15 protein-coding genes are annotated in these 12,689 nt (G+C 48.5%); 10 read left to right on the top strand and 5 right to left on the bottom strand.

The annotated features are described in order from the left end of the window. On the bottom strand, positions 1 to 605 hold a 605-nt coding region (locus TH25_RS24105; RefSeq protein WP_220151502.1), incomplete at its 3' end, for a hypothetical protein. 53 nt (positions 606 to 658) lie between these two features. Here TH25_RS24105 and TH25_RS24100 point away from each other — a divergent pair. From TH25_RS24100 to traJ, 9 genes are all read left to right on the top strand, one after another. Beyond that, complete coding sequence (locus TH25_RS24100; protein ID WP_473243576.1) at positions 659 to 922, top strand: helix-turn-helix transcriptional regulator; 264 nt, start codon at positions 659 to 661, stop codon at positions 920 to 922. A gap of 4 nt (positions 923 to 926) precedes the next feature. After that, positions 927 to 1,790 carry a helicase RepA family protein gene (locus TH25_RS24095; protein WP_114090794.1) on the top strand — a complete coding sequence of 288 codons (864 nt, stop codon included), beginning with the start codon at positions 927 to 929 and terminating at the stop codon, positions 1,788 to 1,790. Continuing rightward, entirely contained in the window at positions 1,777 to 2,532 is a 756-nt protein-coding gene (locus TH25_RS24090) for a hypothetical protein (protein ID WP_041523385.1), read from the top strand. Before TH25_RS24095 ends, TH25_RS24090 begins: the two co-directional genes overlap by 14 nt. A 1,114-nt stretch (positions 2,533 to 3,646) precedes the next feature. Beyond that, positions 3,647 to 4,417, top strand: a complete 771-nt coding sequence (gene trbJ, locus TH25_RS24085) for a P-type conjugative transfer protein TrbJ (protein ID WP_114090793.1) — start codon at positions 3,647 to 3,649, stop codon at positions 4,415 to 4,417. A 12-nt stretch (positions 4,418 to 4,429) separates the two neighbouring features. Beyond that, positions 4,430 to 4,666: an entry exclusion lipoprotein TrbK gene (trbK, locus tag TH25_RS24080; RefSeq protein WP_114090792.1), complete on the top strand. Its 237-nt coding sequence runs from the start codon at positions 4,430 to 4,432 to the stop codon at positions 4,664 to 4,666. 11 nt (positions 4,667 to 4,677) lie between these two features. Continuing rightward, on the top strand, positions 4,678 to 6,333 hold the full coding sequence (gene trbL / locus TH25_RS24075; protein WP_114090791.1) for a P-type conjugative transfer protein TrbL: 1,656 nt from the start codon (positions 4,678 to 4,680) through the stop codon (positions 6,331 to 6,333). A gap of 12 nt (positions 6,334 to 6,345) precedes the next feature. Further along, positions 6,346 to 6,612, top strand: coding sequence for a hypothetical protein (locus tag TH25_RS24070; RefSeq protein ID WP_114090790.1), 267 nt, complete (start codon positions 6,346 to 6,348; stop codon positions 6,610 to 6,612). Positions 6,613 to 6,679: 67 nt separating this feature from the next. After that, positions 6,680 to 6,907 carry a type I toxin-antitoxin system ptaRNA1 family toxin gene (locus tag TH25_RS24065; RefSeq protein WP_114090789.1) on the top strand — a complete coding sequence of 76 codons (228 nt, stop codon included), beginning with the start codon at positions 6,680 to 6,682 and terminating at the stop codon, positions 6,905 to 6,907. A gap of 11 nt (positions 6,908 to 6,918) precedes the next feature. Then, on the top strand, positions 6,919 to 7,293 hold the full coding sequence (gene traJ, locus TH25_RS24060) for a conjugal transfer transcriptional regulator TraJ (RefSeq protein ID WP_114090788.1): 375 nt from the start codon (positions 6,919 to 6,921) through the stop codon (positions 7,291 to 7,293). Positions 7,294 to 7,409: 116 nt separating this feature from the next. Here traJ and TH25_RS24055 read toward each other — a convergent pair whose 3' ends face one another. Continuing rightward, positions 7,410 to 9,590 (bottom strand): AAA family ATPase, encoded by a 2,181-nt coding sequence (locus TH25_RS24055; RefSeq protein ID WP_181847832.1) that lies wholly within the window; start codon positions 9,588 to 9,590, stop codon positions 7,410 to 7,412. A 192-nt stretch (positions 9,591 to 9,782) separates the two neighbouring features. On the opposite strand from TH25_RS24055, the gene TH25_RS24050 reads away from it, so the two are divergent. Further along, complete coding sequence (locus TH25_RS24050; protein WP_114090786.1) at positions 9,783 to 10,037, top strand: hypothetical protein; 255 nt, start codon at positions 9,783 to 9,785, stop codon at positions 10,035 to 10,037. A 247-nt stretch (positions 10,038 to 10,284) separates the two neighbouring features. Here the strand turns inward: TH25_RS24050 and TH25_RS25575 are convergent, their stop codons facing one another. The 3 genes from TH25_RS25575 to TH25_RS24830 form a co-directional block, all read right to left on the bottom strand. Further along, positions 10,285 to 11,139, bottom strand: coding sequence for a helix-turn-helix domain-containing protein (locus TH25_RS25575; protein WP_114090785.1), 855 nt, complete (start codon positions 11,137 to 11,139; stop codon positions 10,285 to 10,287). Positions 11,140 to 11,142: 3 nt separating this feature from the next. Continuing rightward, positions 11,143 to 11,733, bottom strand: a complete 591-nt coding sequence (locus tag TH25_RS24040; protein ID WP_114090784.1) for a ComF family protein — start codon at positions 11,731 to 11,733, stop codon at positions 11,143 to 11,145. Positions 11,734 to 12,255: 522 nt separating this feature from the next. Beyond that, positions 12,256 to 12,492, bottom strand: coding sequence for a hypothetical protein (locus tag TH25_RS24830; protein ID WP_147253091.1), 237 nt, complete (start codon positions 12,490 to 12,492; stop codon positions 12,256 to 12,258). Positions 12,493 to 12,689 lie beyond the last annotated feature (197 nt).

Here is a 12,689-nt window from a genome sequence, read left to right as displayed (position 1 = left end):
GAGCGAAAATTAATAGGTCCTGAGCCTAGTTTCTTGTGGTCTATAAGTTCAACCTCATTGGTTTTTCTCTGCTCTACTGTGAGCATGAATTTTGAGTACTCCGTAAGGTTCCCACAGAATTCGCAGAAATTATGTTTTCGTTGTACGTTTAGGTTGACGCCTTTGGTAGCTGTTGATTTCTTCGGACGCTTACAGGCGCAATCCCAGGTTAATTCGATTAACGATTCAATGGTTGCGACGAAGCACTGATCTCTTTGGGTTTGTTCATCACTTGTCTTTATGAACTGGCGTAGCAGTTGGCGCTGCATGCGCACCATTGCTTCCAGCCCTATCAGCCGGATGATTTCGCTAAATCCAACCCCTGAACCACTGCCCGCAACATAGTTTTTATAACTGTTTGGGAGGGAATCCATGTATTCAGCTATGGCAGGATCGATCAGTTCTTGTATCAGGCGAAGAATGGGGTAGCGCCGAGAGAAGGCAGAGTAAGGTCCCCAACACGTTCTGAATTTGGCGATAGCAAGAGAAACAGGCTGGGCGCAGCCTGGAAGGATGGCTATGTAGTCTTGCCCTAGGTCTAGTCTAGCTTGGTGTTCGATATTCATAACAACTTTATAGTCCAAAAATAAAGCTTAATCAAGTTGCATTGCTTGGCACGATGAAGCCTCAACAGGTAAATGGAGGTTCAAGCATGCAAACAATGGCAAATAAAGTTCTCATCAACAGGAAACAACTCCTGGAGATGATTCCACTTTCAACGCGCACAATTTATAACCTGGAACAGCGTGGGGAATTTCCGAAGCGCATAGCGCTTACAAGCAGAAATGTTGCTTGGGATTTATCGGAAGTCGAAGAATGGATAGAGACGCGTAAAGCGTCTGGAATCCAGGCTGCTCGACCTGGCAACACCATAGAGGCCTAACAGTATGGCCCTTGATCTTATGGCGGCCTTTTCGGAAACGCCGCCGCCTCTTGATTATGTTTTACCTAACATGGTTGCCGGTACGGTGGGGGCCTTGGTTTCACCAGGTGGTGCCGGAAAATCCATGCTGGCCTTACAGCTTGCGATGCAGATCGCTGGAGGCCCGGACTTGCTGGAAGTCGGAGAATTTCCTGTTGGGCCAGTTATCTATCTTCCCGCAGAGGATCCACCTGCTGCTATCCATCACCGATTACATGCGCTTGGGGCACATCTCACTGCCGAGCAGCGGCAAGCTGTTGCTGAAGGCTTGCTGATTGAGCCTCTGATAGGAAGGTGCCCCAACATCATGTGTCTCGATTGGTTCGATGGCCTTAAGCGAGCGGCTGAAGGCCGTCGCCTGATGATCCTGGACACCTTACGTCGTTTCCACATCGAAGATGAAAACGTTAGCGGTCCAATGGCGCAAGTGATCGGACGTATGGAAGCCATCGCCGCCGATACGGGGTGCTCTATCGTATTTTTGCACCATGCCAGTAAGAGCGCCGCCATGATTGGTGCGGGTGACCAGCAACAGGCCAGCCGTGGGTCGTCTGTTCTGGTCGATAACATTCGCTGGCAATCGTATCTGTCTGGCATGACGCAAACCGAGGCTGAGGAATGGGGTGTTGATGATAGTCAGCGTGGGTACTTCGTCCGCTATGGCGTGAGCAAGGCGAATTATGGCTCTCCTTTCGTAGAGCGTTGGTTCAGACGTCACGAAGGCGGTGTGCTGAAACCTGCCGTGCTGGAGAAGCAGCGTAAGGCCAAAGGAGTATTGCCGTTCAAGAAATCGAAAGCTGTTATGGAAGGCGCTGATGACAACTGGTAACAAAGTCACTCCAACTAGTACCAGCGCACAGGCACGAGTGATGCTTTACCAGGCCAGCCAGCGCCCGAGCCTGCTGGAGGCCAACTGGATGGAAACATCCTTTGGCCGCTGTCGCATAAAGGGAAGGCTTGGCCAGCGGCACGCAGATGTTGTTGAGGCTATTTTGCACTGTGCCGAACGTCGACGCGATGTGTCAGATGGTGGTGTAGAGCTTTTGGTAGACCCTGCCAAAGTGCGGAAAACGTTGTCAGATAGCCGGTATAGTTCCTCCCAGCTTGAGAAGCTGCTGGCAGAGCTTCGAGCAGCAACTGTAACCATTGAAACACCACAGTTCGATTTTCCGATAATCGGCGGCTTGATCGATCATGTTATTCCTTCACCTATGACACGCCCTGATCCCTTGACGGGAGGAGAGCGAAATCTGTGGAGAGTTCGGCTTGGTATCGCCTTGGTCATGCTATTGGAGCATGACCTTAGCCTGTACTACGATCCCGCACCCATTGCTCGCTTGCGGCACGGGATTAGTCAGGCGGTCGCTCGACACATATTGACCCACAAGAATGACCCAGCCGGAGGGTGGCATGTTGATACTCTCATTCGCGCAGTCTGTGGTGAAAACATCAATAGTAAGAAGATGCGAAATGGGCGTTCCAGGCTTAGGGAAGATGCGGAAAAATTGCATGAAGTTGGAATAACGATAGATGCTGAGAATAGGATAAAGCGCCTCACACCCGCCCGATAGCGTCCCACATCCGCCCGATGGCGACTCACACCCGCCCGGTAGTGACTCACACCCGCCCGATTTTTTGCTGTTTTGGCAGGATATTCAGGATATCTCAGGATATCCAGCAACCTCCAGCTGGGTGCTGGAGGTTGAGTATCTATCGGCCTCCGGCCGATGTTTTAACGCCAAGAGGGAGGCCGATTTTGTGTGCTCGCCAGGAGCAATCCCTTCTCCTTGGCGTTCAATCCGTCCGAAGGACGACCAAAGCCGCCTTATAAGCTCCAGGAGCGTCTGACTAGGGGTTGGCGGAGGGTTGATGCCTGAAGCGCCTCTCTGGGCGGCTCAGAAAGCCGTTTTCCATACATCAAGATAAATAGCCACTTCAGGCGGTGGTAGGCTACAAATGTGTGGGGTTTGTAGTATGTAGTAGCACCGTACAACATACTACAACGCTACATTCCTATTCGCATATACATTGTTCTTGAAACCTGTCCGAAGGTGGGCGCGCGGCGCAACAAGAATGCCTCAACTAGTACCGACCCCGAACAGTCAATGAAATGGCCTCCAAGTGGATGGATTAATGTGAAAGTCTTTGTAAATCAAGGCAATGTGTCGGGTGCCCACATATTTCATTGACATTTGAGGGGCGGGATTACAAGCAAGGTGGTCACATGAGGGAACTCACAGGAAAGCTGTGTTTTTGTGTGTAGTGAATGGCGAGGAAAGTAGTCATCTCAAAACGCTGCTAGACCGCTATTTTAGCGCTGTTGAGTCGCTATAAGTGCGCTGTCATACCGCTGTAAGTGTCGATTTACTCGGAAAAACACGGTTTGCACAGGAATAAACAGGTTACTGCACAGAAATGCACATACCGTACGCGCAAGAATCAACGCTGAGGTGCGGGCAAGATAGGTGAAGTAGGCCCACCGACAAGTCGGCGGTTCCTATTTCACTCCCCCTTATTCGCACTAGAGGTGCTCAACGGGAATCTTGTTCTGCGTGGCTACCGGCTGCCGCCGTAGTAGTTATTGACTTAAATATCTCCATGTCAACTTTTATGTCCAATTATTGAGCTTATACGTTATGCATTGAAAGGCACGATAAAGCATTCATTGGTAATGGAGATCAACGTATGCAAAAAGTTAGAAGAAAAAATTTAGCCGCTAAAATTGCTCTGGCCGTCGCTATGACGACCTGCACTTTGCAGCCCGTCTACGCCGGTATTCCAGTAGTTGATGGCACCAACCTATCGCAGAACATCATGTCCGCGATGGAAGCCGTTGCGCAGACGCTCAAGCAGATTCAGGAATACCAAACCCAACTCCAGCAGTATGAAAACCAACTGCAAAACACGATGGCCCCGGCGGCCCATATTTGGGATCAGGCGCAGCGCACCATCAACGATCTGAACCAGGCGACCAACACGCTCGCCTATTACCAAAATCAGCTTGGCAGCCTCGATGCCTACCTGGGCAAGTTCCAGGACGTGGCCTATTACCGTGGATCGCCCTGCTTCTTGTCTACAGGGTGCAGCGATGCCGAGCGGGCCGCGATGGAAGAAAACCGCCGCCTGGCGTCCGAATCCCAGAAGCGGGCCAACGACGCACTGTTTAAGGGGCTGGAGCAGCAGCAAGACAACCTGGAAGCCGACGCCCGTCAGCTCACCCGCCTGCAATCCGCCGCCCAGGGCGCAGACGGCCAACTGGCCGCCATTGGTTACGCCAACCAGCTCGCCAGCAACCAGGCTAACCAGCTCCTGCAAATCCGTAGCCTGCTGATTGCCCAGCAGAATGCCGAAGCGACACGCCTGGCGTCTGAACTGGATGACAGTGCCAGAGGGGAGGCACGGGAAAAGCAGCTTCGTACTTGGGAATACCAACCCAGCTCAGCAGATCGCTACTAAGGAGGGCATCGCATGAAAAAATTAATTTTCCCTATGCTGGCCGTCACTGCTGTTTTGTTGGCTGGGTGCGAGGACACACCACCGGAACCCAATAAGGCGACCTGCACCGGTGATGCTTATCAACAAGCCCTTTCCGAGTTCAGCAGTGAGGCGAAACGCCAGGCGTTTGCTGCCGAGTGCGAATCTTTCCACAAAGCTCAGCAAATGGGTGAATGGGAGTTCAAACCCAGCTCCCCCGACAGATATTGAGGGAGGGCATCATGAAACGCTTTTTCTTTGGCGGATTAGGTGTGATGGCCGCCGTCATGCTGTCTGATACGGCAATGGCTCAGGAACTGTCTAGCACTAACATCATGGATGATGTGCTAGACCGCTTTAACGCCGCTGCATCAACATGGGGGCCAGCCATTGAAGCCGCCGCCACCCGTCTGTTCTGGACGCTGGTTGTGATTTCGATGGTCTGGACATTCGGCATGATGGCACTGCGCAAGGCGGATATTGGCGAGTTCTTTGCCGAGCTTGTCCGCTTCATCATGTTCACCGGCTTTTTCTGGTGGCTGCTTTCCAATGCCACGCAGGGAATGAATATCGCCGGAACCATCATCACTTCATTGCAGCAACTTGGGGCCGACGCCGGGGGGCTTGGTAGTAGCACGCTTGGGCCATCGAGCATCCTGGATATGGGGTTCGAGCTTTACGATAAGACTGTTGAAGCCACTTCGGAGCTGAGCTGGCGACAGTTCCCAACCGCGTTAATGATGGAGCTGATGGCTTTGGCCGTGTTGGTGGTTCTGGCACTTATTTCCATCAATCTGCTGCTGTTATTGGCGGCTAGTTGGATACTGCTTTATGCCGGGGTGTTCTTCCTGGGTTTTGGCGGTTCGCGTTGGACCTCTGACATGGCCATCAACTACTACAAAGCCATTCTTGGTTTAGCGGCCCAGTTGCTGGCAATGGTGCTGATCGTTGCGATTGGTAGGCAGTTTCTCGTGGATTACCACGGCCAAATGCGGGCGGAAAACATGGCAAGTCAGGAGTTGGCCGTCATGTTCGTTATATCCCTGGTCTTGCTGTTCCTGGTGAACAAGGTTCCCCCAATGATTTCCGGCCTGGTGACAGGCGGTAGTGTCGGCTCTATGGGAGTTGGCTCCTTTGGTGCCGGGGCCGCCGTGGGTGCTGCGATGACGGCGGCAAGCATGGGAATGGCCGGGGCTAAAATGGCCGGTGCGGCGATGCTGGGAGGTGCGGCAAATACCGTTGGTGGAGCGAGTGCCATCAAAGCTGCTTTTACCAAGGCACAGTCCAATATGTCCGGGGGCGACATGCCGAGTTTTGGCGGTGGTGGCTCTGGTGATACCGGCGGTGGTTGGGGTAGTGGCGATACTGGCAGCGATAACGTGAGCACAGGTGACACCCCGTTTGCTCAGGCGGCGGGCTTTGCCAGTTCTTCACCGTCTGGCGGCTCTGGCTCTTCAAGTGGTGGCTTTGGCAGGGCGGCTTCCTTGGTGGCTGGTACGGCGGGTGAGCTGGCTAAAGGGGCTGGGTCCAAGATGGCCGGTAAGTTTCAGGACAAAGTAAACCAGACTGCCGGCGGTCGTTTGGCGTCCTCGATCCGCGAAAGCATGGAGCCGAAGGGCGATAGCAATGCTGAGGCGGACGGTGCTTCACCGTCGTTCGATAGCGATAGCTTGAGCGGTGGCGACGGCGGCGGCTGGGTAAACCAATCAGGCGGCTTTGATGCTCTGTCCAGTGAGGACCAGGATAAGGCCCGCCAATCACACGCTGAGTGGCAAGCACGCGACCCTGAAAAGCACACCTTCGACGTTGGGGATTACGTTTCGTATGCCCAGGAACGCCAGCAGGAACGCAATGAAGAGGTTGCCAGCTTTGTGAACCGAGGCCCACAGGCCACGTAAGGAGATACCACGATGACACAACGTAATTTCATGGCTGCCCTGGATATGATTGACGAAGCCCAGGAGGCCCCCGCAGAGACGGCTTTTGTGCCGGTTGTCGAACCAACGACCGAGGGAGAGAAAGACGCTGAGGCGGAGATTACAGCCTTTGTAAACCGCCCGGACCCTACAGGCCGGGTGGAAGCATCGAGCAGCACACGCATTAGCAATGACGCAGGGGCTGGAACCGGGAAAACCCCGTTTTCAGAAGCTGCCGGGTTTTCCAGTACCGGGCTTTAAAAGCACACGGGCCGGTGATGCTGCACCGGCCCGCATTTCCACATACCACCTGTCAGAGAGGTGACACATGACAACCACACATAATATCGAAGTTCAGCAAGCAATTCATCAGGCAGCAACCAAGCTGGCCGCCCTGGAGTTCATCGACCAGGAAACCGCCCGGCAGATTTCGCCCGTTGCGGAGGCGGTCGCCAATATGTTCATGATCCTTTACTACCAGGCTGAAACTGGTCGAGCGACGCCGGAGGACTTCCAGGAGGCATTAGCAACCATCCGGCAGGCGACAAGGAACTAAGGCAAAAGGTGATGAACGATAAGACAAAACGAATAACGAGGAAGAATAGTACACCTATCAAGGTGTACTGCTTACCGGAGGAAAAAGAACATATCGAGGCGCAAGCAAAGCGAGCAGGAATGAGCGCTGCGCGTTATCTGCGTGAGGTTGGCCAGGGTTACAAGATCAAGGGTGTGGTCGATTGTGAGCAGGTCCGGGAGTTGGCTCGAATCAACGGCGACCTTGGCCGCTTGGGCGGCCTACTGAAGCTATGGCTTACCGATGACGTGCGAACTGCGCAATTCGGCCAGGCAACAATCCTTGCTGTTCTCAGCAAGATTGAGGCGACGCAGGAGGAAATGGGTAAGGTCATGACAAAGGTTGTTATGCCGAGGTCTAAATTATGAAGATGAGAAAAGTGGTACAAAGGCGGCGCGGGGCCGCCTTTAATTATCGTTCCAACCAAGTGGTATTGATTGAAAATTAACATTCCTTAGTCAATCCAGCTCTTATATTTTTTAATTTAAGACATCATTTTGTTGTAATGCTCTTCAAAATTTGTTCGCAGGAAAACCTCTCTGAATTTATTGATAAAACGATCTGAGTCTATTTCGCCAAGATCATTTATGTTCACTGAGTCGGAGTGCGATTCTCTGTTAATAAACCTGAAAAAAGAAGAAAATTCAGCGTCATCTTCTTCTAATTCATCAAGAGCTCTTTTTAATTCATCGGTCTTGTGAACAAAAGAAAAATAATATTCGAGAATGTTTCTCATAATATTAGGGAGCACGATGTTGTTAGTGTTCCCTTCTTGTGCATCCTTTATTATCTGCCAATATGACTGATAGTCATTCTTTATATCACCTCTCTCCATTGGCAATATGTTGCTATGAGTATTTTTCGTGACTCTGAATAGATTGCACTTTCTATCGAAATCCTCTTGTTTCTTAGGGAGGTATTTTATCATTTCGTGAAGAAAATATAGACTATGAGTCAGCAGAATAATTTGAGAATACTCATAGCCCTTGATGATCTTTTTATGAGTAAGAGAGCCTATCTCATATATGTAATTATGGGATAGGCTGGAAATTGGATCGTCAATAACAATTATTTTCTTGTTCTTAGGGATTGGCGAGTCGATGCGTATACTTCCTTGGCACAATTCTAAAAAATAAAGATAAGTGATAAGGGTTTTCTCGCCTTCGCTCAGAGATTTGTACACATGATTTCCGCTGTTATGTGTGCCCCGGCAAAGGTAGTAGTGGTTGTCTTCACCTGGCTTTCTTTTGATTTCAAAGCCTTCTAAGCCGATACTTGTGATCTGACTGTTGATGTTAGTTATTGACGTGTCTATGTTTGTTATTCTTGCTCTGTTCTCAGAAATTATTTCATTCTGTTCTTCGATTGACCTGGTTAACGCTGTTATTTCGTCTTTGTATTTCAGAGTTTCATAATTGATTTCCTCTATTGATTTGTCGTGCTCCTTTATTTCTGAATCAAACTTAATGCGAACCAATGACCAGAATTTTTTCTTGATTTCGGCTAGGGACTCTTTCTTCTTTTCTAGTTTTGAGTTAAAGGTTCTTCTCGAAGAGTTTTCGTCTTCTAAAATTTTGTTTATTGATTGAAAAAAATCGTCTGTTTCTTTCAGTGATACTTTTATGCTAGGGTCTTTTAGTTTTTTGTCTATTTTCTCTAGATTTGCTTCTAAAGAGTTTATAAGCTTTTCCTTCTCCAAATCAAGGTCTCTATTGTTTAGTGATTTGAAATGATTTTCGGAAAGCTGGGTTTTTAGCTCGTTAGTTTTATCAGAATAATTGTCTCTTAAGGCCTGTATTTCTTTTTTCTTTTGTTCATATGATGAGTCGAATAGTGAGTTGATTTGCTTTGCCAACTCATCCCCTAAAGCCTGCTGACAGAATGGACACTTTCCTTCAGCCTCACTTATGTAAACTCTACCTTGATCTATCCATGAGGAATTCTTTAATTTTTCTACTAGACTGGATAGGTAGCTTTCTCTTGATGCAATAATCACTTCACTGAAAATGCTGTTTGTCTCTATGTGAGACAAGTTGGAGGATAGCTTTGGTAACAGATTTCTTTTCTCAGCAGTTTTTCTGTTTAGTTCGTTTGACTCTCTTGCAAGATCGTTGAAATTATATTCTGGTGAGTCTAGCAGAGGAGTTCTTAGGAGTTCTTCATAAAACTTGTCAGCAGAGTTTTTAAAGCCCACTAAGCAGTGGTCTAGATCTTTTCTATCATGCTCTTTCTTGATTTCATATACTTGGTTTTTTATGTGTCGTATCTTACTTTCCTTTCTGGTTTCACACTCCGATTTAGCTTGCTGTTTTTGATGCCTCTGGCCTTCGAGGCTGATTATTTCCTGTTCTGCAACAGTTATTGCTTGTTCGGCCGCTACATTTTCTTCACCGAGGGTGAATACTCCCTCAAAGCTATCTTGCGAGAAGTTCTTTTCCACAAAATCAGTGTTGTAAACTAATAGTTGATAGTCTTGCGAGTTTGGTAGGGTAAAATTGCACCTATTGTAGTTGCTGTCTGATGTGTTCTGTAAGTACCTTGCTAGAGTTGATTTTCCTGTACCATTATGGCCATAAATAATTGCTAATTTTTTGTTTGTATTTATCGTGACTGGAGTAAATTCACTAAAGCTTGCTACTCCTTGCATTGTTATAGATTCGATCATTTTCCCTCCGTATATTATTTGTGAAGTTCTCTTTGTATGCTTGCAGCTCATCCCATTGTAGGAGAAAAAGTAGGGGATATAATGTTCTAGCCCAGAAAAATCTCTATGAAACATGCTACTTTGGTATTATGTTCCTAAGCTCTGCTTCATTAGAGGTAGAGGAGTGGGGAGATCACTGTTGAGGGAGGAGACATGAGCAAGCGTCAGCATCCTGGGGTATCGGGTACCGCAGACATGCCGCAGCTCACTGCTACAGAGGAGCACAAGGGGCGCTTGGCTATGGTCCGCAGGCTTCATCCTGTTGAGCTGGAACAACTGCGTAAGGACATGGCTGAATCCTCAGCTTGGGCCAAGGCAGAACTAAAACGCCGACGAGCAGCAAAAAATCAAAAAAAATCTGGGCATGGTATAGATAATGGTATCGATAACGAGCGGTTTCCTAAGTAGCTGTTATATAAGTGAATTCTCGTGCCGTTGATATTGGAGTGGGAATAAAGTCGTTGAGTAAGTAGTCGATTTTAATCGATGGTTTTCTGGAAAACGACAACCTATCTCATATGATTGAAAGTATAATTCATGGTGTCGGCGCGTTTCACGACTGAAGTATTTGCCGATACCATGAATATAGGTGTTTAGTCCCGGCATTTGATGGAGCGGATCGTTACTGAACCTCGACGGTTCTTCTGAAGTTCCATCAAGCTGCCTCGCGTATTTGCATTTCAACCCGGAGGCCTGCCGTTGCAGCCATGTTAACAAGCGCATCGAGGCCGAACAGATCAACTTTTCCTCTTGTGAGGTCTGAAATGCGGGGTTGTGTCACGCCGAAAACCTTGGCGGCCTGTGACTGGCTTAGGTGAGTGCGAGTAATGTGTTCCTTTAGCGCGGACATCAGCGCTTCACGTAGCTTCATATTCTCATTGTAAGCAGGGTTTTTTTCGATGGTATCTTGATCTTCCAATTCAGTCTTCATGACTGGTGAAGTTTCCGCATCAGCAACATCAAGGGACAATTGTTCTTGGGAAAGGCATGATATTTTTTCTGAAAGATTAATCTTTCCTTCGGCCTTCGCGCGTGCATGGGCAGACATGAATGTAAGAAGGTGATCGAGTCCGGACTTATCGGAAATGGTCACAAATTCTTTGTTTTTATTTACAAATACCAAGGACTTCTTCTTCTTACGAAGAAGCTCGATAACATTGCTTAAAGTTCCTGTGCTTTTGCAATCCCAGATCATTAGGCCGTAATCGCTGTTTCGCGCCATTTCTAGATCTTTCGCAGTGAAATAAGCTCGACTACCTGCTTTCGCGTTTGAGTGGACTTTATAAACAGGCCAATCAGCAACGTTATTACGTGGGGTATCCCCTGTGCAGTAAACTGTCACCTTATTGGCTTGGAATTTGTATAGACACTCTTGTATGGAGGTATCGGCTCCATCTGCATCGCCGACAACAACGTTAAAATCAGACGATACAATCTTATGGATTCTTTCTTGCACTTTTTCATGCAAGCGGCTGATGGAGATCGAACCGGCGATAAATACTGTTGTCATAGGTTATTTCCACGTTATCGAGGCGGCATAGACGCGATTAATTTTATTGTATGTTCGCAAGGCGTTGCAGACCGCATCCATGGTTGCGCCGGTGTCAAATAAGTCATCTAGCAAGAGTGCATTCCAACAACCATCATTGGTGATGCTAGGATTAATGCTGAACCTGCCCTGCAATGCCGCGTCCTTTTCCTCGCGGCCGTGTAGATTTTTTAGTTGCGGGCTTCCCTCCGGCGGGGGGGATTTCACAACAATGTTGTCGATCACTGGGATGCCGGTAATTCGACCTAACTCCACAGCAAGTTCATTAACCGGTTGACGAGCACGTATGGTTGAAGCCGGCATAGGAATGATCAAGCCGACTTTCTCGAACAATGGCAGCAGTGTGGTTTTCAATTGCGCCGCGATTGGTGCGACTTGGTTCCAATCACTCCGGTATTTAAGCTGGTATAGGGCTTCCCCTGGTTCGGACCGCGTAGTGTCAAACTGAGGGTGACCGTATTCATCATCCCCGAGGTAGGTACTCGAAAGAGTGTGTTTATGCAGGGCATAGCCAAGATCCCAGCTTCCTTCGAGTTTCTTGACCTGGACTTCCATGCTTGGCGCTCCTTCGGGTGTTTGGTTGTGTTGTTGAGGATATCCGGATACCATAGCGCAACCATACAAAATATTGTATAATTCTTCAAGTGCAGTTGCGCAGATGAACAAAGGCATAAGCATGAATGAGAAACGAAACCGGGGCCTGAGGCCTGCTGTGCGCCGACTTACTCCCTGTGAGCTGGCCGAGCTGCGCCGGGACATGGCTGAATCCTCAGCTTGGGCCAAGGCAGAACTAAAACGCCGACGAGCAGCAAAGAATCAAAAAAATCTGAACACGGTATAGATAATGTTATCGAGAAAGTGTGGTTTACTAACTATCATATTCTATGAATGTACTTTTTGTCATTGATCTTAGAAAGGGACACAGTTTCGGCATTGCCCTAAATTTTGAGAGATGGAATGCACAAATAATCCAGTAGAGGTGAACTGCCTCCGAAAGGTGATATCAAACTCCAGGGGGCAGTTCACAATGATATCGGTTTGTTAGTAGTTTGAGGCTAGATTGCTCTGGCCTTAGTGTTACGATGGTGAAGTATTCTTTTGGCGGCGGCGCGAGCGCATGTTCTTACCGCATTCAGAAGAACCTTTTTTCATGCCGTCAGAAACGGCCGCTTTTGTGTGCTCCATTGCTAATGCGTAACCAAAGGCAGTGCCTTTCTCAAAGCCAGAGACGTAACCTAATTCGTGTGCTTGCTTGAGAGCAGTTGACAAAAAAGCCTCGAAATCGGCTTTTTTTTGTGATTCATTATAAACCATTTGATACCTCTACTTTCTGCGAAATGCGCATAATGAGCGCATTTAGGAAATGGGACTTTTGGCAAGCATTGCAACCCTAGGGGCAGAAATTATTGACTCCGATAGTGAGCTTATACGTACTTTCAAGAGTTATGTTGCGTTGGGTGAAGATGTGGACGGTCTTCACGCTTAGGGTCCAGACTCATTCAAATCCAGTA

The sequence above is a fragment of the Thalassospira profundimaris genome (assembly GCF_003326755.1).
Classification (GTDB): domain Bacteria; phylum Pseudomonadota; class Alphaproteobacteria; order Rhodospirillales; family Thalassospiraceae; genus Thalassospira; species Thalassospira profundimaris_B.
This window is presented reverse-complemented; position numbering and strand designations above follow the sequence as displayed.